This is a genomic window from Pseudomonas sp. MSSRFD41 (assembly GCF_014230245.1).
Classification (GTDB): Bacteria; Pseudomonadota; Gammaproteobacteria; order Pseudomonadales; family Pseudomonadaceae; genus Aquipseudomonas; species Aquipseudomonas piscis.
Map to the genome: position 1 here is coordinate 39,971 of NZ_JACKZK010000020.1, position 25,112 is coordinate 65,082.

General features: G+C 62.2%; 21 protein-coding genes. 10 read left to right on the forward strand and 11 right to left on the reverse strand.

The genetic code is table 11. From position 1 onward, the window contains the following. The first annotated feature begins 26 nt into the window (after nucleotides 1-26). From H7A76_RS24585 to H7A76_RS24595, 3 genes are read left to right on the forward strand one after another with little or no spacing between them, the layout of a single operon-like run. Nucleotides 27-713 (forward strand): C39 family peptidase, encoded by a 687-nt coding sequence (locus tag H7A76_RS24585; RefSeq protein ID WP_185700898.1) that lies wholly within the window; start codon nucleotides 27-29, stop codon nucleotides 711-713. A gap of 45 nt (nucleotides 714-758) precedes the next feature. After that, nucleotides 759-1,499 carry a hypothetical protein gene (locus H7A76_RS24590; RefSeq protein ID WP_185700899.1) on the forward strand — a complete coding sequence of 247 codons (741 nt, stop codon included), beginning with the start codon at nucleotides 759-761 and terminating at the stop codon, nucleotides 1,497-1,499. 47 nt (nucleotides 1,500-1,546) lie between these two features. After that, entirely contained in the window at nucleotides 1,547-2,842 is a 1,296-nt protein-coding gene (locus H7A76_RS24595) for a hypothetical protein (protein ID WP_185700900.1), read from the forward strand. Between the two features lie 64 nt (nucleotides 2,843-2,906). Here H7A76_RS24595 and H7A76_RS24600 read toward each other — a convergent pair whose 3' ends face one another. Continuing rightward, nucleotides 2,907-4,232, reverse strand: coding sequence for a sigma-54 dependent transcriptional regulator (locus H7A76_RS24600; protein WP_185700901.1), 1,326 nt, complete (start codon nucleotides 4,230-4,232; stop codon nucleotides 2,907-2,909). A gap of 356 nt (nucleotides 4,233-4,588) precedes the next feature. On the opposite strand from H7A76_RS24600, the gene H7A76_RS24605 reads away from it, so the two are divergent. Then, entirely contained in the window at nucleotides 4,589-4,855 is a 267-nt protein-coding gene (locus H7A76_RS24605) for a hypothetical protein (RefSeq protein WP_185700902.1), read from the forward strand. Between the two features lie 206 nt (nucleotides 4,856-5,061). Here H7A76_RS24605 and H7A76_RS24610 read toward each other — a convergent pair whose 3' ends face one another. Then, entirely contained in the window at nucleotides 5,062-7,209 is a 2,148-nt protein-coding gene (locus H7A76_RS24610; protein WP_185700903.1) for a phosphocholine-specific phospholipase C, read from the reverse strand. Nucleotides 7,210-7,527: 318 nt separating this feature from the next. After that, nucleotides 7,528-8,514 carry an adenylate cyclase gene (locus tag H7A76_RS24615; RefSeq protein ID WP_409519205.1) on the reverse strand — a complete coding sequence of 329 codons (987 nt, stop codon included), beginning with the start codon at nucleotides 8,512-8,514 and terminating at the stop codon, nucleotides 7,528-7,530. Between the two features lie 348 nt (nucleotides 8,515-8,862). On the opposite strand from H7A76_RS24615, the gene nhaB reads away from it, so the two are divergent. Then, complete coding sequence (nhaB, locus tag H7A76_RS24620; protein ID WP_185700905.1) at nucleotides 8,863-10,365, forward strand: sodium/proton antiporter NhaB; 1,503 nt, start codon at nucleotides 8,863-8,865, stop codon at nucleotides 10,363-10,365. A gap of 46 nt (nucleotides 10,366-10,411) precedes the next feature. Here the strand turns inward: nhaB and H7A76_RS24625 are convergent, their stop codons facing one another. Genes H7A76_RS24625 through gnd form a run of 3 tightly spaced genes read right to left on the reverse strand, consistent with a single transcriptional unit; the run spans nucleotide 10,412 to nucleotide 13,721 of the window. Then, nucleotides 10,412-11,233, reverse strand: coding sequence for a Cof-type HAD-IIB family hydrolase (locus tag H7A76_RS24625; RefSeq protein WP_185700906.1), 822 nt, complete (start codon nucleotides 11,231-11,233; stop codon nucleotides 10,412-10,414). Then, the gene (gene zwf / locus H7A76_RS24630) at nucleotides 11,230-12,744 is read right to left on the reverse strand and encodes a glucose-6-phosphate dehydrogenase (protein WP_185700907.1); all 1,515 of its coding nucleotides are present in this window, start codon (nucleotides 12,742-12,744) and stop codon (nucleotides 11,230-11,232) included. Before zwf ends, H7A76_RS24625 begins: the two co-directional genes overlap by 4 nt. After that, entirely contained in the window at nucleotides 12,741-13,721 is a 981-nt protein-coding gene (gene gnd / locus H7A76_RS24635) for a phosphogluconate dehydrogenase (NAD(+)-dependent, decarboxylating) (RefSeq protein WP_185700908.1), read from the reverse strand. The genes zwf and gnd overlap by 4 nt, the downstream gene beginning before the upstream one ends. A 452-nt stretch (nucleotides 13,722-14,173) precedes the next feature. On the opposite strand from gnd, the gene H7A76_RS24640 reads away from it, so the two are divergent. The 5 genes from H7A76_RS24640 (at nucleotide 14,174) to H7A76_RS24660 (ending at nucleotide 19,362) form a co-directional block, all read left to right on the forward strand. After that, nucleotides 14,174-14,353 (forward strand): DUF6026 family protein, encoded by a 180-nt coding sequence (locus H7A76_RS24640; protein ID WP_185700909.1) that lies wholly within the window; start codon nucleotides 14,174-14,176, stop codon nucleotides 14,351-14,353. A 239-nt stretch (nucleotides 14,354-14,592) separates the two neighbouring features. Then, nucleotides 14,593-16,335 (forward strand): phosphoethanolamine transferase CptA, encoded by a 1,743-nt coding sequence (locus tag H7A76_RS24645; RefSeq protein ID WP_185700910.1) that lies wholly within the window; start codon nucleotides 14,593-14,595, stop codon nucleotides 16,333-16,335. 264 nt (nucleotides 16,336-16,599) lie between these two features. After that, a complete protein-coding gene (locus H7A76_RS24650) occupies nucleotides 16,600-16,839 on the forward strand; it encodes a hypothetical protein (protein ID WP_185700911.1) in 240 nt (79 codons plus the stop codon). A 427-nt stretch (nucleotides 16,840-17,266) separates the two neighbouring features. Further along, nucleotides 17,267-17,941, forward strand: coding sequence for a heavy metal response regulator transcription factor (locus H7A76_RS24655; protein WP_185700912.1), 675 nt, complete (start codon nucleotides 17,267-17,269; stop codon nucleotides 17,939-17,941). Then, complete coding sequence (locus H7A76_RS24660; protein WP_185700913.1) at nucleotides 17,938-19,362, forward strand: heavy metal sensor histidine kinase; 1,425 nt, start codon at nucleotides 17,938-17,940, stop codon at nucleotides 19,360-19,362. Before H7A76_RS24655 ends, H7A76_RS24660 begins: the two co-directional genes overlap by 4 nt. A gap of 71 nt (nucleotides 19,363-19,433) precedes the next feature. Here the strand turns inward: H7A76_RS24660 and H7A76_RS24665 are convergent, their stop codons facing one another. The 5 genes from H7A76_RS24665 to H7A76_RS24685 form a co-directional block, all read right to left on the reverse strand. Further along, the gene (locus tag H7A76_RS24665; RefSeq protein ID WP_185700914.1) at nucleotides 19,434-19,925 is read right to left on the reverse strand and encodes a GNAT family N-acetyltransferase; all 492 of its coding nucleotides are present in this window, start codon (nucleotides 19,923-19,925) and stop codon (nucleotides 19,434-19,436) included. 158 nt (nucleotides 19,926-20,083) lie between these two features. Then, nucleotides 20,084-21,202, reverse strand: a complete 1,119-nt coding sequence (gene zapE / locus H7A76_RS24670; RefSeq protein WP_185700915.1) for a cell division protein ZapE — start codon at nucleotides 21,200-21,202, stop codon at nucleotides 20,084-20,086. Nucleotides 21,203-21,297: 95 nt separating this feature from the next. Continuing rightward, nucleotides 21,298-21,657, reverse strand: a complete 360-nt coding sequence (locus H7A76_RS24675) for a nuclear transport factor 2 family protein (RefSeq protein WP_185700916.1) — start codon at nucleotides 21,655-21,657, stop codon at nucleotides 21,298-21,300. A gap of 52 nt (nucleotides 21,658-21,709) precedes the next feature. Continuing rightward, on the reverse strand, nucleotides 21,710-22,426 hold the full coding sequence (locus H7A76_RS24680) for a YafY family protein (protein ID WP_185700917.1): 717 nt from the start codon (nucleotides 22,424-22,426) through the stop codon (nucleotides 21,710-21,712). A gap of 165 nt (nucleotides 22,427-22,591) precedes the next feature. Beyond that, nucleotides 22,592-25,033, reverse strand: coding sequence for a TonB-dependent siderophore receptor (locus tag H7A76_RS24685; protein ID WP_185700962.1), 2,442 nt, complete (start codon nucleotides 25,031-25,033; stop codon nucleotides 22,592-22,594). Nucleotides 25,034-25,112 lie beyond the last annotated feature (79 nt).

The window sequence follows — 25,112 nt, forward strand, 5'->3', positions numbered from 1 at the left end:
CCACAGTCTCACCAGGCGTAACGATCATGCGTACTGCACTTCTCATCCTGGCGCTCAGCCTTTGTGGTCCGGTACATGTACAGGCTGCGCAGATGGCCTTTGCCGGGCTTCCCGATGGTGGCTTGCTCTTCAAGAAGGTACAAAGCGTACGCGAGCGCAAGTTCGCCGACCTCGTCGAACAGAAGACCGACTTCAGCTGCGGTGCCGCCTCGCTGGCGACCATCCTGCGCCAGGCCTACTGGCTGGATGTCGACGAAGAGCATGTGATCAAGGGCATGTTGATGACTTCGGACCAGAAACTGGTCCAGACCCAGGGTTTTTCCATGCTCGACATGAAGCGCTACGCCGAAAGTATCGGCATGCGCGCCCGCGGTTACCGGATCCCGCCCGACAAGCTCGATGCCGTGAGCATCCCGGTGATCGTGCTGATGGAGATCCGCGGCTACAAGCACTTCGTGGTGCTGCAGCGCACCCAGAAAGACTGGGTATACATCGGTGACCCGGTCCTGGGCCATAAACGCTACACCCGCGATGATTTCGTCAAGGGCTGGAATGGCATCGTCTTCGCCATCATCGGCCCCGGCTATGACAAGGCCAACGCTTTGCTCGACCCACCCGTCCCGCTGACCGCGAAAAACAAGCTCGATGCCTTCTACCCGGTCAAAGATGCGGAGCTGATGGATTTCGGTTTCATCCAAAGCGACTTCTTCTAGAAGCCCAGACAACTAGAAAGGGGCAGGATGCTCCGGGAGCAGCAGATGAAGACTTCATACTGGCTGGCCGCGGCCTGCCTGGCAGCAGCTCTTCCGGCCCATGCGGGCTTCAAGCCCATCGAAGTGCAGGACCAGGAACTCTCGCAACTGCGCGGCCGTTATGTGATGCCCGGGCGCATCATCAGCTTCGGCATCGTCATGAACAGCACATGGCGCAATGCGAGCGGCGACCTGATCGGCGCCAGCAGCACCCTGCAGATCCAGCAGTCCACCGTCCAGCCACAGTTCTACGTGACCACCATCAACCAGGCCGGCAACGGCAGCGCGCCGGCCCAGGGTACCGGCAATGTGATCGGCGGTGCTGGCCTGGGCAGCGGCCAGGGCGTGACCCAGGTGGTGCGCGCCGCGGGCGACGGCAACAGCGCCTACAACAATGTCAGCATCAACGTCAGCGAGGCCAACCAGGCGCCGGTCCAGGTCAACAATCCAGGCCAGGCCCTGCTCAGTGGCCAGACCATTACCAGCAGCAACGCCGCTGGCACTGTTTCGGTCTCGGCGCTCAGCGGCGGCATCCAGATGGCCATCCAGGCCAGCGCCCACCAGGGCAGTAGCCTGCAGCAAGTAGCCCAGGGCAACGTCCTGCAGAACACTCGACTGCTGGGCAACAGCAACTTGGTGAACAACCTCACGCAACTCAATGTTGTCCTACAAAATAACGGTCCCAGCACCGGCGCGCTGGACTGCAACTTAACGACGCTGAACGGACTACGCAATTTGAAATTCTGAACTACGCTGCTCTCGACCATTGGGGTTTACAAGGGACGGTTTATTTCATGTATCGATCGGTTTCACTGCGCGCGGCAGTTTGTTTGAGTACTCTCCTGCCGATGGCGCTGCAAGCAGCGCCTGAGTCGGATGTAGAGGCCCTGAAACGAGAGCTTCTGGAGTTGAAGCAGCGCTATGAAGTGCAGCAGAAAGCCCTGGCAGTACTGGAACAGCGGGTCCGGCAGGTCGAGGACCAGCCCGCTGCGCCACCACCTAGACGCCTGGTGAAATCCCCGGCCGATCTCAAGGGCAACCAGCAGGTAGCCGGTACCGGAGCCACTGCAGCCTCCGGCGGTGCTGGCGGTGGCGCCAGCTATGGGCAGTCGCTCAAGGATGATTCGACTCCAGCCCAGAGTGTGACCAACCTCTACGACGAGGCCAGCGGCTTCTTCGGCGGCGGCAAGTTCAGCTTCGAGACCGGCTTGACCTACGCCCGCTACGACACTCGCCAGCTAACCCTCAACGGCTTCCTGGCCCTGGATTCGATCTTCCTGGGCAGCATCAACCTGGACCGGATCAAGTCCGATACCTGGACCATGGACCTGACCGCCCGCTACAACCTGGATAATCGCTGGCAGTTCGATATCAACGCCCCGGTGATCTACCGCGAATCCACCTATTCGTCCGCCGGTGCCAGTGGCGGTTCTGGGCAGCGCATTTCGGAAGATACCGTCACCCGCAACCCGACCCTGGGGGATGTCAACGTCGGGGTCGCCTATAAATTCCTCGACGAGTCCGAGAGCCTGCCCGATGCCGTGGTCAGCCTGCGGGTCAAGGCCCCTACTGGCAAGGACCCTTTCGGCATCAAGTTTGTCAGGAAAGAGGACAACAGCAACCTGGCCGTACCGGAGAGCCTGCCGACCGGCAACGGCGTCTGGGCCATCACCCCGGGGATTTCCCTGGTCAAGACCTTCGACCCCGCGGTGTTGTTCGGCAGCCTGTCCTACACCTACAACATGGAAGACTCGTTCAGCGACATCAGCCCCAATCCGGTCGAGAAGTCCCCAGGGAAGGTCAAGTTGGGCGACAGCTTCCAGGTCGGCGCCGGCGTAGCCTTCGCCCTGAACGAGAAGATGAGTATGGCCTTCTCGGTTTCCGACCAGGTCCAGCGCAAGAGCAAGATCAAGTACAAGAACCAGGACTGGCAATCGGTGCAGTCCAGCGACGCCAACGCCGCGTACTTCAACGTCGGCATGACCATCGCCGCCACCGATCACCTGACCATCGTGCCCAACCTGTCGCTGGGCATGACCCAGGACGCGCCGGACTTCACCTTCAGCCTGAAATTCCCCTACTACTTCTGAACGGCCCCAAAGCCAAGGCCCGCAGCGACTCCCCAATCGCTGCGGGCCTTGGCCTTTTTCCGCCCTAGCGGATCTGGTGCTTGTGCAGCAAACGGTAGAAGGTCGGGCGCGAGATCCCCAGGACCCTGGCCGCCACACTGAGGTTGTCACTGTGGCGGTTCAGCACATCGCACAGGGCCTGGCGTTCGGCACGGTGCTTGTAGTCTTCGAGAGTGCCCATGGGCGCATCCTGGGTCGACAAGCCCTGCAGCCCCAGGTCGCCGGCCTGGATCTGCCGCCCTTCGGCCAACACCAGGCCACGCCGCACCCGGTTGGCCAACTCGCGGACATTGCCCGGCCAGTCGTGCTTGCCCATGGCCACCAGGGCGTCCTCGCTGAAGCTGCGGGGCCGGCGGCCGGTTTCCTGACTGTAGAAATGCGCAAAGTGGCTGGCCAGCATGCCCAGGTCACCATGGCGCTCGCGCAAGGGTGCGGTGATCACCTGCAATACATTGAGCCGGTAATACAGGTCCTCGCGGAACCGTCCGCTGGTGATGGCCTGTTCCAGGTCCACATGGGTAGCGGCCAACACCCGGACATCTACCGGAATCGGCTGGCTGCCACCGACCCGTTCGATGTGTTTTTCCTGCAAAAACCGCAGCAGGTTGGCCTGCAGTTCCAAGGGCAAGTCACCGATTTCGTCGAGGAACAGCGTGCCGCCGTTGGCCGCCTCGATGCGTCCGACCTTGCGTTGGTGGGCACCGGTGAAGGCGCCCTTTTCATGGCCGAACAGCTCGGACTGGATCAGGTGCTCGGGAATGGCCCCGCAGTTGATGGCCACGAACGGCTTGTCGTAACGCAGGGACTGGCGATGCAGGGTACGCGCCACCAGCTCCTTGCCGGTGCCGCTCTCCCCACGGATCAATACCGGAGACTCGGTGGGCGCCAGCTTGCCGAGCAACTTGCGCAGATCGCGGATCGTACGGCTGTCGCCCAGCAGCTCGTGTTCGGGCTGATCCACATGGACCGAGCCCTGACCGCGCAGGCGGGCCATGCCGAACGCCCGTCCCAGGGTCACCTGGACCCGGGATACATCGAACGGCAGGGTGTGGAAATCGAAGAACCACTCGCAGACGAAGTCACCGACCTTTTGCAGGCGCAGGACTTCCTGGCTCAGCACCGCGATCCACTCGGTGCCGCTGCGGCTGATCAGGTCCTTGACCGCTTCCGGGCGCTCCAGGTGGAAAGGTTGCAGGCGCAGCAAGCCGACATCACAGGAGCGCTCGCGGGCGGACTCCAGGTCACAGCTGTCGACATCCCAACCGATGGTGCGCAAGCCAGGCAACAAGCGGTGGCAATCATCACAGGGATCGACCACCAGCAACCGACGCTGCACGGGAGCTTCGAGCATGACTGTTCCTTGCCGCCACAGTGAGGAAAAGTTATTAGAAACAGTGGTTTGGCAAACCTGGCAGTAACATTAGCAAGAACTTGACGCACGGATGTATCGATTGCTTATAGCGCTGATTGCCAAAGGAACTAAAGTGCCACTTGAGAGGGCCACTTGAGCGACCGATTGTCGCAGTTATTTTTTTAACCCCCCGCAACTAAGGGCTCTGCCCCGGGGCTTGCGCACGAAAGACGTAAAAACTTGTTTTTCAGTGTGACCCGTCCCCCACCTCGGTGCATCAGTACAAATAACCAGCCGAACGGTAAGCCCAACCGACGGCACATCATTTGATTGGGCACCATAGAGAGAAGACCCCCATGAACGCCCCGCTCCGTATCAACGAAGCACTTTTGATCGCCGACCGCGCATTCAAGCCTTTCCAATGCGTGGCCTGGGCTCCACAGGACGGTAACGGCGAGTTGAGCCTGACCGTCATCGACCGTACCAGCACCCGTATCGGCCATGCGCAAATCCCCAGCAGCGCCTACTCCGACCCAGCCCAGCTGGAAACCCTGCTCAACCAGGCACGTGCCGAACTGAGCCAGGAAGGCTACGCACTGCAATCCTGGGCCATGCCCAAGTAAGCGATGCTGTTAACGGATCACCCGAACGGGTGATCCGCTGTTCTAAGCCAGCAACTAAGCAAGCTTTACGCTTGACCTTCCCTATAACTGTCCCTGTTGCGGCATTAGTTGCCCTGGTTGTTCTAGCAAGCATCTCGTGCAAACCATTCCGGTACTCCACGAACTGCTGTTTCCAGCCATTCCGATTATTTTTCCCTGGGCCTCGCTCATGGCCGTCCCATCAGTGGATCGCTGATGCTGTGCTCGCCGGTTTCCAGGCGTCCGGCAACCCTGCGCAACCAGCCGCCATCACTGTGCAAGGTCAGGTCATACCAGCCACCGCTGGACTCGCAGGGGAACACCTGGCGCACCTCGCCCCCGGCCGGAATCGACAAGGTCCACGGGCCCTGCTGGGTATAAGGGCAACGATCGATGCTGACCGTCGCGGCCTGCCCACCAGGGTTGCTCAGGGTCAGTTGCAACTGGTGCTGGCTGGACGTCACCAATAGCTCCGGCTGACGTTGTTGCACCTGGCCGTGGAAACTGCGGTGGAACCCGTTCGGGCCCAGAACCCAGAGCTGGTAGCGCTCGACCACTGTCCAGCTGTCCTGCAACGCCTTGCCGGCCTCCAGCGTATAACGGCGGGGAATATCCGCCAGGTGCAAGCCGTCGTAGACATGCAGGACGGCCCCCTGGGCGCCGGTGTTCTGCAGGCTCAGGGACAAGGTCCGGGCCTTGTGGTCGACCTGGCTATCGACGTGCAAGCGATATGGCAAGGCCCGTGAAGGACGCGCCAGGCGCTTCTGCTGCGGCACCAGTTGCTTGCTGGTCGACGGCACCGGCACCGGCAACAGTTTTTCCTGGCGCTGGCGCAGGCTGTCGGCAGCCTGGCGGGTAGTGGTTTGCAGCGCTGGCAGTGGCTCGTGGTTGGGATCGACGAAGTTGAACGCCGAGGTCAAGTCGCCGCATACCGCGCGGCGCCAGGCGCTGACATTCGGCTCACGGACGCCGAAGCGTTTTTCCAGAAATTGCAGCACCGAGGTGTGGTCGAACACCTGGGAGTTGACCCAACCACCGCGGCTCCAGGGTGAAAGCACCAGCATCGGTACCCGCGGCCCGGGTCCGTAGACCCCGCCGTCCGGCCGCGGCTGCTGGGTCGAGCCGGCCGGAGCCGGATGCTTGAACAGCTCGCTGTCGAACGCCAGGGTCGACTTGCCGGCGAAAGTGCCGTCCTTGCGCTGGGAAGGTGCCGAGGGCGACGGCACATGATCGAAAAAGCCATCGTTTTCGTCATAGGTCACCAGCAGCACGGTCTTGCTCCAGACCTCGGGGTTGCTAGTCAAGGCCTGCAGGATCTCCTGGGTGAACCAGCCGCCCTGGACCGGGCTCGACGGCCCCGGGTGCTCGGAATAGGCCGCCGGGGCCACGATCCAGCTGACCTGGGGCAACTTGCCGGCCTGCACGTCGCTGCGAAAGCCGCCGATGATGGCCTCCAGGTTGCTGCCAGTGCTGGCCGGCAAGGTATTGCCGTTGCCCTTGTACAGCGGCGCCACGGCATTGAGCGCGTCGGTATAGGGAACGAAGGCATTGAAGCCGCTGGGGGGCTGGGCCGGGTTGCCCACCTGCACGCTGGCGGCCCGATACTGGCGAAAGCCTGCCAGCGGGTTGTCGCCGAAGTTGTCCGGCAGATGCTGGTAGACCTTCCAGCTCACGCCCTGCTCTTCCAGGCGTTCGGGATAGGTCTTCCAGGTGTAACCGACATTCACTGGCCCCGGCCCATCCCACTCATTGACCACGGCAGCCACTTGCCCGCCAGTCGGCCCGTTGGTGCCGGTCCAGAGGAACAGCCGGTTAGGGTTGGTGCCGGCATGCACCGCGCAGTGGTAGGCATCGCACAAGGTGAAGGTACTGGCCAGGGCGAACTGGAATGGCAGCTCCTGCTCGCTGTAGTAGCCCATGGAGGTGTTGGTCTTGTAGGTCGGCCAGGCATTCATGCGGCCGTCGCTCCAGGCCGAGTGGGCATCGCTCCAGGTATGGGGCGTGCCGCTGACCCGCTGGGCGTTGCCCCGGGAACTGTCCAGGTGATAGGGCATGACCACCCGGCCCTTGCCCTGCTGTTCCCAGACTTCACGCTGGCCGGACAACGGGATGGTGAAGCGGTCGCTGAAACCGCGTACACCGGGGAAAGTACCGAAGTAATGGTCGAAGGAACGGTTTTCCTGCATCAGGATGACTACATGCTCGACATCCTTGATCGTCCCTGTGCGATTGTTCGCCGGTATTGCCAGGGCCTGGCGAATGGAAACCGGCAAAGATGAAAAGAACGAGCCGATGGCGGCGGCTTGCAAGAGCTTCCTGCGTGAAATATCGGGCATGGGTCAATGAGTCCTTGTGGTTGCAACGCGGTCTATAACGCTGCCTGCAAGGTATTCATTTCTAATAACAATGCAGTGACACTGACATTGCAATGAATGCCATTTCCAATCATTAGCCAACCTATCAACCAACACTGAAGTCGCCACTGGCTTATATATGAACGGCCTTGGAAGAATATTGGGTGAATAAAACTCCCGAGCCTGCAAAGTGCCAGTAGCTGCACGCCTGGATCGGCCTTGACAAGGCTTGAAGTCCCTGAAAACCGGGAACAACCCATGGAGGTTCCCGGAGCCTTTCATGTATGCAAGCTATGTAGGCTATCGCAGCTCGTCAGCCACTTCGTTGCGCTGGACCCGCAACGGATTGAAGAACAGGCGAATGAACTGCGGATCCCGCGCGAGCTTGTAGTCTTCACCGACGAAGTACTCCTTGGCCGCGGGATCGTTCTTGGCCAGGTACAGGATCCAGGCCGTGGTGATACCGGCGAACTCGTTTTCCTTGAGGCTTCGCACCGGGCTGAAGTGCGTGGCGTTATGGGCGGTGGCGCTCCATCCCGGCACCGCCTTGATCAAACCGCCCTGCCACAGCCGCGGCCAGGCCCAGGCCGGTACCACCACATCCGCGGCGCCGGTGAGCACCAGCGTCGGCGTACGGACCGTGGAGCCCAGGCCGATGGGCCCGGGCTCGATCGGCAGCGAACCTATGTACTGGAGTTGCGGGTCAATGGCCTTCAAGGTCTCGGGCATGAGGCTGGAGGAGAGAATCGACGCCCCGCCACCTGCCGAATGCCCAGCCACTATGGTCCGCGCCAGGTCGACCTTGCCAAATAGCGGCGAGGTCGGATCCTGATTGAGCCTGCTCAGCTCCACCGCCCCCAGGACGTGCATGCTCGGCGCGGTATTGATGAAGTCCGAAGACACCACCACCACGAAACCGTAGCTGGCCCACAGCCTCAACAGTTCGGTGTATTGCCCCTGGTTGGAAAGAATGCCACCGACGAAGTTGACTACCGGCAACTTGTCCAGGCTCTTTATATTGGCCGGGTAATAGACGCTGGTGGAAATAGGATTGCTGAACCCGTAGGGAAATGACTGGTTGCATTGAAGGCTGTTGTCCAACAACAGGATCTTCGCCAGCACTCCCAACAAGCCACGGCAGTCACTCAAGACCGCATTGGTCGCTACCTTGTAGGGGCCAGGTGACTTGGCGAATTGTTCATTGGCCAACCCCAGCGCCGGAACCAGTTGCGAAGCGCCTGCCAGGCTGACAGAAGCCAGCAACGCACCGCCCAAACCAAGTTTCATTGCAAGTTTGCGTATCGCCTTCATGGTAATTCCCTTTATTTGCCTGCTTTCCCTGCAAGGCCGAATACCGGTGCCTGGCCGTGCCCCCTTTGAATATCGAGCAGATGAACATTGAGGTGATGACATGGAACTGCAACACCTGTGAAGCACTGCCGCATTCGTCATGCGCCAGCCTGGCGCGACCCTAGAACAGGAGAAAATGGCAGGTCAATGGTTATTTGCCACCCGCCTCAACCGGGAACGGTGCAAGCACACAGCCCCAAAGATTGTGGCAAAAGATTTCATCGTTTCTTGATTCTCCTTCTCGCATGCGGCAACTTGCGCGCTTCTCACTACAAGGAGCAGCCAATGTCCGGTTCAATGGCCCAGGCGTTCGCCCATAATTTTCTCGGCCACTCACCCCGCTGGTACAAGGCAAGCATTGTCGCGTTCCTGCTACTCAACCCATTGCTGTTCTTCGGGGTCAGCCCGGCCGCCGCCGGCTGGTGCCTGGTGCTCGAATTCATCTTCACCCTGGCCATGGCCCTCAAGTGTTATCCCCTGATGCCCGGCGGGCTGCTGCTGGTGCAGGCGATGTTGCTGGGCATGGCCACTCCCCAGGCGCTGTACGACGAACTGGTGCACAACTTCCCGGTGATCCTGCTGTTGATGTTCATGGTCGCCGGCATCTATTTCATGAAGGAGCTGCTGCTGTTCCTGTTCTCAAGGCTGCTGCTGGGGGTGCGCTCCAAGACGCTGCTGGGGTTGCTGTTCTGCTTCCTGTCGGCCTTTCTCTCGGCCTTTCTCGACGCCCTGACCGTCACTGCGGTGATCATCAGCGCCGCGGTGGGCTTCTATTCGGTGTACCACCGCGTGGCATCGGGCAACGATCCGCGCCAGGACAGCGGCTATGGCGACGATCGGCAATTGCCAGCGCTGCACCATGACGACCTGGAACAATTTCGCGCCTTCCTGCGCAGCTTGCTGATGCATGGGGCTGTGGGCACTGCCCTGGGCGGCGTCTGCACCCTGGTGGGCGAGCCGCAGAACCTGCTGATCGGCCATGAGATGGGTTGGCACTTCGCCGACTTCTTCCGCCAGGTCGCCCCGGTATCCCTGCCGGTACTGGTGGCGGGGCTGGTGACTTGCGTGCTGCTGGAGAAACTGCGCTGGTTCGGCTACGGCACCCTGCTGCCGGACAATGTCCGCCAGATCCTGGCCAACTACGCCGCCGAGGACGATGCGCAGCGCACGGCCCGCCAACGCGCGGCCCTGCTGGTGCAAGGCCTGGCAGCCCTGATATTGATCGTCGGCCTGGCGTTGCATGTGGCCGAGGTCGGGCTGATCGGCCTGTTGGTGATCGTGCTGATCACCGCCTTTACCGGCATCACCGACGAACACCGGCTGGGCAACGCCTTCAAGGACGCCATGCCTTTCACCGCCCTGCTGGTGGTGTTCTTCGCCGTGGTGGCGGTGATCCACCAGCAACAGCTGTTCACGCCGCTGATCCAGTGGGTGCTGGCGCTGCCGGCGGATCGCCAACCGGGCATGCTGTTCATCGCCAACGGCCTGCTGTCTGCCATCAGCGACAACGTGTTCGTGGCCACCATCTATATCACCGAGGTCAAGCAAGCCTTCCTGGACGGGCAGATGAGCCGCGAACACTTCGAGACCCTGGCCATCGCCATCAACACCGGCACCAACCTGCCCAGCGTCGCCACGCCCAACGGCCAGGCGGCGTTCCTGTTCCTGCTGACCTCGGCCATCGCGCCGCTGGTGCGCCTGTCCTATGGCCGCATGGTATGGATGGCGCTGCCCTACACCCTGGTGATGGGCGTGCTGGGCTGGTACGCAGTCAGCTACTGGCTATAAAGAAGGATTGACGACGCTGCCAGGGCCCCTGGCAGCGGTTGCAGGCTCAGCGCAGCAGGATATAGCGCTCGATCGCCTGGGCGGCGCCATCCTCCTGGTTAGTGCCGGTGACCACATCGGCCAGGCGCTTGACCTGTTCTTCGGCCTGGCCCATGGCGATCGACAACCCGGCCCGCTGGAACATCGCCGGATCGTTGCCGCCATCACCCAGGGCCGCAGTGCGCGCAAGGGGCACGCCGAGGTATCCGGCGAGCGTCGCCAAGGCCTGGCCCTTGTCCGCCTGCACGGCAGTGACATCCAGGAACCGCGGTTGCGACCGCGAGACCTGGGCCTGCCCCGCGGTCTGGCGTTGCAGGCGTGCCTCCAGCTCCCTCAGCAAGCGTCCGTCGCTACTGGCCGCCACGACCTTGTCGACGCAGTGCAGGTACTCCTCGAAGCTGTCCACCACCTGCGGCGCATAACCCAGGGCCTGCTGCTCCAACGGCAGCAAGGGTCCGTCGGGATCGCGCACCAGCCACTGGTTGTCGGCGAAGACCCAGGTCTCGACCTGGGGATAGGAGGCGAACAGCAGCAGCGCCGTAACGACCGCCGCTACCGGGACATGATGACGAGCCAGGTAGCGACCATCGGGGTGGACGATGCTGCCGCCGTTGAATCCGGCGCTGGGCAGTTCCACCCCGAGTTCTTCGAGTTGCCGCCGCATGGCCCGTGGCGGACGACCGCTGGCCAGGCTGAAACCAATGCCGGCGTCATGCAGGGCACGCACGGCGGCGACGGTTCGTGGACTCAGACTGTGGTCCGGACGCAGCAGCGTGCCATCCATGTCGCTCAGCACAAAGTCGATGGGATAGGCGTTCGAGCCACTCATCCCAGGGGGCGCCAGACCCGGCCATCGCGGGCCAGCAATTGGTCGCCCGCATCCGGCCCGTCGGTGCCGGCCGGATATTGCTGCAGGCTCGCGTCCTGCTTCCAGGCGTCGAGGAACGGCTGTACCGCACGCCAGCCATTCTCGATGTTGTCCGCACGCTGGAAGAGCGTCTGGTCGCCGATCAGGCAGTCGTAGATAAGCGTCTCGTAGCCGGTGGACGGCTGCATCTCGAAGAAGTCCTTGTAGGCGAAGCCGGACTCGATACTTGCCATGTCCAGGGTCGGCCCGGGCTTCTTCGCCAGCAGGTCGAACCACACGCCTTCGTCGGGCTGGATCTGGATCCGCAGGTAGGTCGGCATCAGGCGCTCGACCTCGGTATCGCGGAACTGCGCATAAGGCGCCGGCTTGAAGCAGATGACGATCTCGGTGTCGCGCACGCTCATGCGCTTGCCGGTACGCAGGTAGAACGGCACCCCGACCCAGCGCCAGTTGTCGATCATCACCTTGAGCGCGACATAGGTCTCGGTGTTGCTGTCGGGCGCCACGTTGGTTTCCTCGCGGTATCCGGCCAGGCTCTTGCCGTCCAGCTGGCCGGCGCTGTACTGGCCGCGCACCGAGTTGGCCCGGGCCTCGTCCAGCGTCCAGGGACGGATGGCGCCCACCACCTTGGCCTTCTCGCCGCGCACCGCATCGGCGCCGAAGGCCGCCGGCGGCTCCATGGCCACCATCGCCAGCAGTTGGAACAGGTGGTTGGGCACCATGTCCCGCAGGGCGCCGGTGTTTTCGTAAAAGCTGCCACGGGTTTCCACCCCGACGGTTTCCGCCGCGGTGATCTGCACGTGGTCGATGTAATGATTGTTCCAGAACGCCTCGAACAGGCTGTTGGAGAAACGGCTGACGAGGATGTTCTGTACGGTTTCCTTGCCCAGGTAATGGTCGATGCGGTAGATCTGCTTCTCGCCCATGACCTTGAGCAGGCAGGCATTGAGGGCCTCGGCGGTCTGCAGATCGGAACCGAAGGGTTTCTCGACCACCACCCGGCGAAACGCCCCAGGCTCCTCTTGCAGCAGCCCCGCGGCGCCCAGGCGTTGCACCACCTCACTGAAAAAGCGCGGTGCGGTGGCCAGGTAGAACACGGCGTTGCCGGTGCCGCTGGCGGCGATTCGCGTCGCCAGCTCGACATAGGTGGCATCGTCCAGGAAATCACCCTGGACATAGCTGATGCCCCGGGTCAGGCGCGCCCAGACGTCGGCATCGATGCGGGTCCCTTGCCCTTGTTTCTTGAGTACTTCGTCGCGAAGGAAGTCTTCCAGCAAAGTGGCGAACTCACTGTCGCTCACCGCATTGTGATCGACGCCGACGATCCGCAGCCCCTCGTCCAGCAAACCGTCGCGACTGAGGTTGTACAGTGCCGGCATCAGCAGGCGCTTGACCAGGTCGCCACGGGCGCCGAACAGGAACAGCGTGGTCGCCGGGGCCGGCAGTGCCTTGGACTTCCTTCGCTCGGTCATTTCTTCCCGGTCTCCACATGGCCGCCAAAGCCGAAGCGCATGGCCGAGAGGATCTTGTCGCCATAAGTACCCTGGCCACGCGAGCGATAACGGGAGAACAGCGAATTGGACAGCACCGGAACCGGCACCGCCTGCTCCATGGCCGCCTCGATGGTCCAACGGCCTTCACCGCTGTCGGCCACCGAACCGGAGAAACCGTCCAGCTTGGGATCGCTGGCCAGGGCGTCGGCGGTCAGGTCCAGCAACCAGGACGAGACCACGCTGCCGCGCCGCCAGACTTCGGCGATATCGGCGACATTCAGGTCGAAGCGCTGGTCTTCTGGCAGGCTTTCCGAGCTCTTGGTCTTGAGAATGTCGAAGCCTTCGGCGAAGGCCTGCATCATGCCGTACTCGATACCGTTATGGATCATCTTGACGAAGTGCCCGGCACCGGCGGGACCGGCGTGGATATAGCCGCGCTCGGCGCGGTCGTCACTGGCGACACGGTCCTTGGTGCGGGGGATCGATCCCATTCCCGGGGCCAGGGCAGCGAACAGCGGGTCCAGGCGCAGTACTTCATCGGCGTCGCCACCGATCATCATGCAATAGCCCCGCTCCAGGCCCCAGACACCGCCGGAGGTGCCGACATCGATATACTTCAGGCCCTTCTGCGCCAGGTCCCGGGCACGGCGGATGTCATCCTTGTAGTAGGTGTTGCCGCCGTCGATGATCACGTCGCCCGGCTCCAGCAACTGGCTCAGGGTATCGATGGTCTCTTCGGTGGGCGCGCCGGCGGGCAACATCACCCAGACCGCTCGCGGCTGTTGCAGGCCAGCCACCAGGGCCGGCAGGTCGGCGACGCCCTTGGCGCCTTCGGCGGCCAGGGTGCCGACGAAGTCGGTGTTGCGGTCAAAGACTACGGTCTCGTGCCCATTGAGCATCAGGCGCCGTGCAATATTGCCGCCCATGCGGCCCAGTCCGATAATCCCCAGTTGCATGTGCTGATGCTCCTACTGCCAAAATCCAGATCAAAAATATATAGCCCAACGGGCCAGGTGAAACTTCAAGGTGCGCAACTATACAAGGCAAGGCGCCTCAAGACAGCGCAATCTTTACCTTGGCGGACCGGTTCGCGTCTCCGGCCGTCCCTCCTGGCGTCGCACAACCACGATCGACCGCCCCCAGGAACAGGGCTCATGGAAAATTAGTCAGCAACACCTGCGGCGAAGTTTCGCAAACCATGGATGGATAACGATGCCCATCGCCACGAAGGCACAGGACCATGAAAAATAAAAAAGTTCCCTTGGACTGAAAAATAAATAAAATTGCCCCCGCCAGGCGAGACAACGCGGTATGGACCCGCTGCAACTACGCCGCCTGTGATAGCGCTTTGTGCAAGGAATGGGAATCGCGAAGCATAGTCAAGACCCGCCATTTGCGAGGTGAAGCAATGGGCACAGTACTACCGGCACGACCTGCACAAACCTTGTACGTCACCATTCGTCGTGATGAACTGCAGCAGCTCAAAGCTGAGCGCGACCAGTTGCAACGAGAGCTCGCGCAGATACGCCTGTTACAAAATCAGGACCGGCCATCGGTCGCCCTCCCGCCTCTTTCCCGGGCGAACTGAGTCCTCCCGTTCTCGAGCGCAACCCAACGCTACGCTCGATGCCAGCAGCCCCTCCCCAGCCTCCATCGACGAGCCTCCCGGTCCAGGAACCCAGGCACAAAATGCCAACGTTCTGCTGACGAACTTTTCACACTTGCCTATCGATACTCTCGGCCATTGTGGCCGCCTTGTTACATAGGGGCGGCCTTCATTGGCGCCGGACCGGCGCCCGATGATCATGGTTTCCTGGGGAGCGCCGAATGGCATTGTTCAAACGCGGCAATACGTCTGCGAAGGGTTTCGACTGGATGGGCCTGCTCTGGCTGTTCCTGTTCTTCTGGTATTTCTCGGGCATTACCCAGTTGCTGATCCAACTGACCGATACCTCCGGGTTCGCAGGTTTCCGCCAGGCCTTCCTGATGAGCGCCGTCTGGCTGGCACCGATGTTGCTCTTCCCCAGGCAGACCCGGCTACTGGCCGCCGTGATCGGTATCGTGCTCTGGGCCTGCTCCATGGCCAGCCTGGGCTACTTCTTCATCTACCAGCAGGAGTTCTCCCAGAGCGTCATTTTCATCATGTTCGAGTCCAACCCCTCGGAAGCCGGTGAATACCTGACCCAGTACTTTGCCTGGTGGATGCTACTGGCGTTCCTGGCCCACACCGCTTTCGCCATCTTCCTGTGGACCCGCCTGCGCCCGGTTTACCTGCCCAAGCTTCAAGCGCTGGCGGCTGCAGTGGCGATCCTGGTGGCCATCGTCGGTTACCCGCTGGTCAAGCAAGTCTCGCGTACCGAGACCCTGGCCGAGGGCCTGGAAAAATTCGAGACCCGCATCGAGCCGGCGGTGCCATGGCAGATGGTGGTCGCCTACCGGCGCTATCGCGAGCAGCTGGACGGCATGCAGGGCATGCTCGACAGCGTCAGCAAGATCCCGCCCCTGACCAATCTCAAGGACAGCATGGCCAACCAGCCGGCGACCCTGGTGCTGGTGATCGGCGAATCCACCAACCGTCAACGCATGAGCCTCTACGGCTATCCGCGCCAGACCACCCCGGAGCTGGACAAGCTCAAGGACCAGTTGGCGGTGTTCAACAATGTCATCACCCCGCGCCCCTATACCATCGAGGCCCTGCAGCAGGTACTGACCTTCGCCGACGAAGAGAACCCCGACCTGTATCTCAAGACCCCGTCCCTGGTCAGCGTGATGAAGCAGGCCGGCTACAAGACCTACTGGATTACCAACCAGCAGACCATGACCAAGCGCAACACCATGCTCACCACCTTCTCCGAGCAGGCCGACGAGCAGGTGTACCTGAACAACAACCGTAACCAGAACGCCCGCCAATACGATGGCGACGTGCTCGAGCCCTTCTCCAAGGCCCTGGCCGACAGCGCGCCGCGCAAGTTCATCGTGGTGCACTTGCTGGGCACGCACATGAGCTATCAGTACCGCTACCCGCCGAGCTTCGACAAGTTCACCGACCGCCAGGGCGTGCCGGCCGGCGTGCACGACGACCAGGTGGCCACCTACAACAGCTACGACAACGCCGTGCTGTACAACGATTTCGTGGTTTCCAGCCTGATCAAGGACTACGCCAAGACTGACCCCAACGGCTTCTTGCTGTACCTGTCGGATCATGGTGAAGACGTCTTCGACTCCGCCGGCCACGACACCCTAGGGCGCAACGAAGGCAAGCCCACCGCGCCGATGTACACCATTCCGTTCATCGCCTGGGCCTCGCCCAAGTGGCGGGAGACCCACGACTGGAACTTCGCCTCCGATCTCAACCGGCCCTTCATGAGCTCGCAACTGGTGCATACCTGGGCCGACCTGGCGGGCCTGAGCTTCGACCAACTGGATCACAGCCGCAGCCTGGTCAGCGACAGCTTCAAGCCTCGTCCGCTGCTGATCGGCGACCCATACTCGCGCCAGAGCAAGCCGCTGATCGATTTCAGCCTGATGAAGCCCAAAGCGCCGGTGGACACCTCCGTCGTGCAAAAATGATCGCTTTCCCGGGAGCCGCACGGCTCCCGCGGCAGCCTCGCCCCTGCCTGCGCCCACCTAGGGCACGCATCGCCTCTTGACCCTGGTCGCCTACGATTTCCCGTAGAAGCCCGCGATGGCCATCGCAACATGATGTCGAAAATGTAATTTTTGCCTCAGGCTGGCGTTAACCCTCACTTAATAGAATTCGGTTTAACTTCCTCCCGTCACTTGCCGTACAGGGACGAAGCAAGTAACCGAACACTCTTAAGCAGGAAAACCAGCATGAAACTTTCAACTCTTGTACTCACCGGCCTGATTCTCGCCGGCTCCAACGCAGCCTTCGCCGAAGGCGGTTCCGAGCGTGTACAACAGTTCTACGAGAACTTCCGTGTCAATCAGCAACAAATTGCCGGAAACCAGAACGCCAATACCGCCAAGAGCGACAAACAGCAATCTGAACCTGCATATTCCGCCTCGGATGCCAAACAAGAAAAACAAGTAATCCAGCAGCCCGGCGCCTGATTCAATCTTTGTGCAACCACTCTGGATAAGTGCTTCTCAACCAGAGCTGGATATTTCGGCGCCCTTTGGGCGCCTTTTTTATTGACGTCGGCCAGTGATTGCGGGCCATGTTTTCAAGGCAATTACCGGGTCATTACAAAGCTGTCATATGGCACATCGCCCAGATGTACTGGCTTAACATCCCGATATGAACACAACGAATTTTTCATCGAAGAAAAGAATTGAAACAACAAACAAACCCACAACACCTCGATCGCCCATTGCCCTGGAAGCCCCGCCATACTTCCCGCCCGGGATGTTCTACCGACCGTCGGCAAGCCGCTAATCCCTTGAATTATCAGACCTGATCGATTGACCCTATAGTTACTTCAGGCTTCACCATCGGCCCATCGAACAATATCCGGTTAGTTAAAGAGGACAATAGGCAATGCGTATTCTGGTGATCGAAGACGAGTCGAAAACCGCTGACTATCTGCATCAGGGACTTACCGAGAGTGGATACATCGTCGACCGCGCCAACAATGGCGTGGATGGCCTGCACCTGATTGAACAACAACCCTACGAGTTGGTGATACTGGATGTAAACCTGCCCGGAAAAGATGGATGGCAAGTATTGCAACATATGCACCGGCAATCTCCGGCACGGGTCATGATGCTGAGTGCCCGTGGCCGCCTGGAAGATAAAGTCAGAGGCCTGGACCTGGGCGCCGATGATTATCTGGTCAAGCCATTTCAGTTTCCCGAGTTGCTGGCCCGGGTCCGCACCTTGATGCGGCGCAGTGAACCGGTGGCTCAACCGGAAGTACTGCAAGTTGCCGACTTGCAACTTGACCCGCGACGCCATCGGGCCTACCGCGGTGAACGCCGTATCGACTTGACCACCAAGGAGTTCACCCTGCTGCATGTATTGATGCGGCACTCGGGTGAAGTTCTGACCCGCACGCAAATCATTTCCCTAGTCTGGGATATGAATTTCGATTGCGATACCAACGTGGTGGAAGTGTCCATCAGCCGCTTGCGGGCCAAGATCGACGATGCCAGCGAGCTCAAGTTGATCCATACCCTGCGCGGTGTCGGCTACGTGCTGGAAGTGCGCCAATGAGCACACCCCCTGCACCGCCCGGCAACAGCAGCTTGTCCATGCGCCTGGGCCTGACCGTCAGCCTGATGGGCGCGGCCCTGGTCCTGCTGCTGGCCACCCTGGCCTACTTGTCCCTGAGCCACGAGTTGGACACCCTGGCCCGCAAGAGCTTGCAGAGCAAGCTGGAGCAGATCCAGCACAGCCTGATCAGCGATCTCAAGAGCAGCGACCTGGCAGCCCGCCCTCATTCCCTGCTGGACCTGGTGATGGGCCACGACAACCTGCGCTTGTCGGTGTTGGCCAGCGATCCGCGGGTGCCGCCGCTGCTGGATGTCGGTGGCGGCCGGCAACCTTTACCCCGCGCCCTGAAGGAAGCCAAAGGCAGTACCTACCTGGACTGGAACGACAAAAGCGGCAGCCAGTTGCTCAGTGCCTCACAGCCAATGCCCATGCGCAATGGCGAACAGGTACGGGTCGTGCTGAGCCTGGACCGCAGCAACGACCAGGCGCTGCTCAGTGCCTACCTGCGCTCCACGGTGATTGCCTTGCCGCTGCTGCTGGGCCTGATCGGCATCGGCGCCTGGTGGCTGGTGCAACGGGGCCTGCTGCCCCTGCAGCAGTTCAGCCGGGTAGCGGCCAAGGTCACCACCCAGGACTTGACCCACCGCCTGAATCTGGATCGACTGCCCCGTGAACTGGCGGAGCTGGGCCAGGGGATCAATGTCATGCTGCAACGCCTGGATGGCGGCGTGCAGCGCCTGTCGCAATTTTCCGATGACCTGGCCCATGAGCTGCGCTCGCCCATCAGCAACCTGATGGGCAAGGCGCAGGTGACCCTGTCGCGGGAGCGTCCGCCGCAAGAGTACAAGGCGGTGCTGGAGGCCAGCATCGAAGAGCTGGAGCGAGTCACGCGGATGGTCGCCGACATGTTGCTCCTGGCCCAAGTCAGCCAACCGGCATCCCAGGCTCGCTTCGCGCGGATTTCACTGCGGGTGGAAGCACGCAAAGTCATGGAGCTGTTCGCCCTGAGCGCCGAGGACAAGCAACTGGAACTGCAACAGAGCGGAGATGCCTGGGTCCTGGGGGATCGGCTGATGATCCAACGCGCCATTTCCAACCTGCTGTCCAATGCCATTCGCCACAGCCCTAGCCAGGGCCGTATCCAGCTGCGGGTCGAACAACAGTTGCAGACGGTGAGCCTGACAGTGAGCAACCCCGGTCCAGGCATCGAGGCCTGCCACCTGCCACATTTGTTCGAGCGCTTCTACCGGATCGACAGCAGCCGCACCCGCGCCGAAGGCGGTACCGGCCTGGGATTGGCGATCGTGCGTTCGATCATGAACCTGCATGACGGACAGGCCGAAGTCAGCAGCGTCATCGATGGCCAGACCGAATTCCGCCTGGTGTTTCCCAAGCTCGATCCCGCGCAACACGATCTCTAGGCACGACAGCCCCCGCACGACCAGGGCTCAGCACGACTCCCACCACCTGACTGCTGGCGGGCCGCGGGGCACTACAAGACCTTGCTCCAGAACAGCATGCGGCCATGGGCGGGATCGAGCATCGCATCGGCAAAACCGCAGGCCCGGTAGGCTGCCTGGGCCCTGGCATTGCCTTCCAGCACCTCCAGGGTGATCTTGCAGCAGCCGCGCTGGCGAGCGATGTCCTCGACCTTCTGCAGCAGGCGCTTGCTCAGTCCCTGGCCACGAAAGCCGTCGAGCACCACCACATCGTGGACATTCACCAGGGGCCGGCAGGCAAAGGTGGAGAAACCCTCGAAACAGTTCACCAGGCCCACCGGTTGCCCGCCGGCGAAGGCCAGCACGCTGAACGCCTGGGGCCGCTTGGCCAGTTCCTCCGGCAAGCGCTGGAGCTGGTCCGCCGAGAGGCTCTGGCCACCGCCCATGACGTCTGCTGCGTAATGGCTGAGCAACACACCTATGGCTTCGGCATGCACCGGGTTGCTGTAACTGGCTTGCAACACCACGACATCGGCAACGTCCATGTTCATCCTCGATCAATGTGTCGGAACGAGCGCTCAAGGCTCGGGCAGCTCCGATTGTAGGCTGGCGGATTTGACCAAACGAAGATTTTTCACTCCCTTGTGGCAGAAAAATCCTAGCCAATGACCAGGATGAACCACACCCGGAAGCCCTTCCCCCCTCAGGGCTGGCCGAAACGCTGCAACTGCATTTCCCGCAGGCGGCTCAAGGTCCGGCGGAAGGCGAACTCCAGGTAACCCTCGGTATACAGCTGCTCCATCGGCACTCGCGCCTCCAGGTACAGCGGTACCTTGCGGTCGTAGCATTCGTCCACCAGGGCGATGAAGCGCCGGACCGCATCGTCGTGGACCGACAGCTGCGGCAACTCGCGATCCCCCGCCACCACTCGCTCGGCACCATCTTCGGTGCCCCGGGCAATGCGCCCCGGGCGTTGCCGGGCACTCAGGCAAGGCACCTCGCCAAGCAGGATGGCGCGATAGCGGTCGCACAAGGCCATGAAATCCATGGCCGAGAACGGCTGCTCGCACAGGTCGGCGAAGCGACACCAGATCACCGCCTCGGCGACCCGGACCACCGCCACCGGCCGATAACCCAGCAACACCGGCTCCGCGGATGCCGGCTGCCCGGCACTCAAGCGCTCGAACAAGGTCCCCAGGGCGCTGGCCTGGCCTTCGGCAGCCACCCAGTAACGCTGGGTGCCGGCACCCGGATGCAGCCGGTGATCCTCGGCGCCATCGACCGCCACCACCTGCATGTGCCGCTTGATGGCATCGATGGCCGGCAGGAAACGCTCGCGGTTGAAGCCATCGGCATAGAGTTGCTCGGGCGGCTGGTTGGAAGTGCAGACCATCACCACGCCCTGTTCGAACATCACCTGGAACAGGCGGCCGAGGATGATCGCGTCACCGATGTCGTTGACGAACAATTCGTCGAAGCACAACACCCGCACCTCGTCCGCCAGCTCCCGGGCCAGGGCCTGCAACGGATCGGCGATACCGGTCAACTGGAAGGAACGCTGGTGCACCCAGCCCATGAAGTGGTGGAAGTGCTGGCGTCGCGCCGGAACCTTCAAACTCTGGTAGAAGCGGTCCATCAGCCAGGTCTTGCCGCGCCCCACCGCCCCCCAGAGGTAGACGCCGGCAACCGTCCCGCGGCCCTGGTGCAACGCCGCATGGCAGTGTTGCAAGGCTTGCACCGCCCGGGCCTGGGCCTCATCGGCGACGAACCCTTGCTGCTCCAGGGCATGTTGGTAGGCACTCAAGGGTGAATCGAACGACATGGGGCCACGGCCTCCCGGCAAAAGGCCGCAGTATGCCACCGCCCATCGTCTGGCGTATCCGCTGCCGGGCGCCCAAAGGGAATACGCCAGCTATCTCAGCGGGAAATGTCCAGACGGGCGATCCGCCCCTGGTCATCCAGGCGAAAGACATGGCGCAACGACTGGGGGCCGCCGGGGAAGTCGCCATACAGAAGGCTGTCCAGCAGTATCTTGCCGGTACGCTGCTGGACCGCGACTATCCGCAGGCGGCCAGGGTTGTCCGCCATCCAGCGGGCGATCTCGCCCGGGCCGACCCGATGCTCGCGCTCATCGAAGACCTGGGCCTGGGGAGCGAAGATCGAGGTTATCCGCGAGCAATCACCACTGTGAGTGGCGGCCACGAAGGCCTCGATCGCCGGGGCCAGCGGTCCGCCTCCAGGACGGTGCCGGTGCTCGGATCGGTTGATGACTGACATGACGCAAGCTCCTTGCATGTGGACGAAGCCGGCATGTTAAGAGCTCCCTGCGTCATTTCTTGTCAGGAGTGAAACGCTGGTCTTCATCACCCTGCATGCGCTTGCGCCAGGTCCGTAGCCAGTCGCTGCGCCGGCCTGGGTAGGCCTCGCCCTGCTCCTGCGCGACAGCGACCCGGTCGGTACGGAAGGTCCGGTAGTCCCCGCGCAGTTCGCACCAGGCGACGATCACTCGCGCCTCGTTGAGAAATCCCAGGGCCAGGGGCCAGATCAACCGCTGGCTGGGCGTACGGTTGACGTCGGCGTAGTCGATCAGCAGCTTGGCCTGGTGGCGGATCGCCTGGCGGTACACGTTCAGCGGCACCGGATTGTCGGGGAAGCCATAACCGGCCGGCCCCGGAAGCAGCGTCGGGTTGCGCAAGGCATCCTGGGCCGCCGGCGCCAGCACCGCGGCGATCTTGGCCATGGCATCGGCGGCGGCCTTGCTCAGTTCCTCGTCGCCGCGCTGGTCCACGTAGCGCAGGCCGAGCACCACGGCCTCGGTCTCGTCGGCATTGAGCATCAAGGGTGGCAGGAACAGCCCGCTGCGCAGCACATAACCGACCCCGGCCTCACCGTAGATGGGCGCCCCCAGGGCGGTGAGCTCGGCAATGTCGCGATACAGAGTTCGCTCCGATACCTCCAGCTGCCCCGCCAGGGTCGCAGCGGTGACCGGACGGCTTTTGCCCCGCAGCATCTGCAACAGAGTGAGTAATCGACTGGCTCGCGACACCTTGGCTGGACTCCCGGAAAAAATCCGCCGCAGGATAGCAGAGCCTCCTGACAGAAATTGTCAGCAGACATGGGCCGCCGCGCTGCCTCGCATGCTCGGCAGCGGCTACGACAGCCCCGTGTAGCCGCCGAAGGCTGCGCATGCCCGCGCAGCGGGTGAGTCAGCTCAATAGGCCATGGTCCAGCTCAGGGTGTAGGTGCGGCCGCGGCCCTGGTAGTCATAGAGGTACTCGGGCCCATACGTTGGCGAATAGAACAGCTTGGCGCGCTGGCCCCAGACGGTGCTGTACTGCTTGTCCAGCAGGTTCTGGATGCCACCGCTGAAGGTGCCGAAGCCGGTGTCCTGGCTGCCCAGCAGGTCGAAGGTGGTGTAGCCGTCGATGGTGTGGTCGGCATCGTCCTTGAGGGTGAAGGCATGGTTGCCCTGCAGGCGCACGCTTTGGCTATCGCCCTTCCAGCCGATGAAGGCCGTGGACTTGGACAGCGAGGCGTAGCGCGCATCGCGCTTGATCCAGCCGCCGTTCTTGCCCTCCTCCTCGGAGCGCACCAGGTGCAGGGTGCCACCCGCTTCCCAGCCGCTCTCGAAATGCCGGGTCAGGGCGCTTTCGAAGCCGTAGTCGCGGCTCTTCTGGTCCTTGACGTCGATGGTCAGGGTCGCGTTGTCGGTGGTGATGACCTTGTCCGACCAGATGTAGTACAGCGCCGCCTGGGCATCCCACTCGCTATCGGAGAAACGCCAGCCGGTTTCCACCTGGCGACTCTTGACCCCGGCCAGGGGGTTGTCGTCGACGCTCAGCCCCGGCTTGCCGTAGAACTTGGCCGGGTCCGGCAGATCGAAGCCCTCGCCGTAGTTGACCCAGACCTGGTGGCCGTTCTTGAAGTCATAGATGGTGCCCAGGTTGAACAGGTTGACCTGGTAATCGTTGTTGCCCCCCGGCACGTTCTTGAACCGCCCGACATCCACGTCCATCTGCTGGCGCCGATAACCACCGGACACCGTCAGGTTGTCCGTGGCGTGCCAATCCAGCTGGGTATAGGCGGACAGGCCATCGACCCGGTAGCTGGGGTAGCGCGCGGCCTTGCTCTGGGTCACCAGGTCCAGGCCACCACTTTCTGACGACACCCGCTGGTCGAACGTGCTCTGTTCGGCGTTGAAGCGCTCGCGATCCAGGTCCACGCCGTAGGTCAGCTTGACGGTCTCGAACTCCTTGGCGAACAACGCCTTGAGGCTGCTGACCTCGAAGTTCTGCTGCGAGGCGGCGAAGTACACGCCCTTGGAACCGGTCGGCTTGCCGGTGTTGTAGTAGGGAAACGGATAGAAATTGTCGTTTTCCTTGCGGTACGAGGCCTGCAGGTAGAAATCCTGGCCCAGCACATCAGCGTGGTGATAGTTGGCATTGAGCAACAGGCGCCGGGTGCGCGGTTCCAGGTCGGTGGAGTAGCCGCCACGCAACTTGGCGTCTTCCAGGTTCGAGGGCGCCTGGGTCTTGAGGTTGGGAAAGTAGATCCCGGTGCTGCCGTGGTTGCCCGAGTCGTAGTACTGGGCCAACAGGTCCAGGCTCTGCTCCTCGTTGAAGTTCATGGCCAGGCTGCCCATCAGGTCGAGGGTGCGGTTGTACTGCAGGTCGGTCTGGGTGTTGTCGATGAAGATCTGCTTGCCGGCGCCATCGTAGAACGCCTGGTTCTGCTCGCCGGCCACGGCCAGGCGGCCGCTGATGGCTTCGTTGCCGCCGCTGACCGACTGGGCGATACGGGTGGTCAAGTCGTCGCTGTTGTTGAAGCCGCTGCTGGCACCGATCTGGGTCTCGAAACGCGCCGGACCCGGCTCGCCTTTCTTGGTGACGATATTGATGATGCCGCCGGTGGCGCCACCGCCATAGATCGCGCTGGCCCCGGACAGCACCTCCACACGTTCGACGTTGAATGGCGAGATGCTGTCGAACTGCCGCGACAAGCCGCGGGAGCTGTTCTGGCTGACCCCGTCGATCATCACCAGGACGTTGCGCCCGCGCATGTTCTGGCCATAGTTGGTACGGCCTTCCGGCGCCAGGTCCAGGCCCGGCACCAGCTTGCCGATGGCTTCCTTGAGGCTGACCCCGGTTTCCAACTGCTCGCGCAACTGGCTCTGCTCCACCACCCAGACGGTGCCGGGGATCTCGCTGATGGCGGTGCTGGTACGCGACGCCACGGTGACCTGGGTCGGCTTGAGATTGAGGCTGCTCGCCGCAGGCTCGGCACGGCGCAGGATGACCGTGCGCCCATCGCTGAACGACCAGCCCATGCCGCTGCCGGCCAGCAAGGCTTGCAGGGCCTGGGCAATGGTGACTTCACCGGCGAGGGCCGGCGCCTGCAGGCCCGCCACATCACTGGTGGTGTACAGCAAGCGCAGGTCGGCCTGGTCGGCGAAACGGGTCAGGGCATGGTCCAGGGGCTGGGCCGGCAACTGCAATGACACGCGGCGTTCCTGGGCTGCACCAGCCTGGCTGGCCGGCAATGGCTGTTGCGCCTGGGCCAACAATGGGCCCAGGGCCCCGGCAAGCACGGCCTGGGCCAGTAATGTACGGCGCACCAGGTGTTGACCGCGCCCGAGTATCGACAGCTTGAACATAGCTTTCACGTGTTCCTTCCCAGCCCGTTGAAATGACGTCAATGAGAATGATTGCCTTCTCAGTCTCACTACGACGATT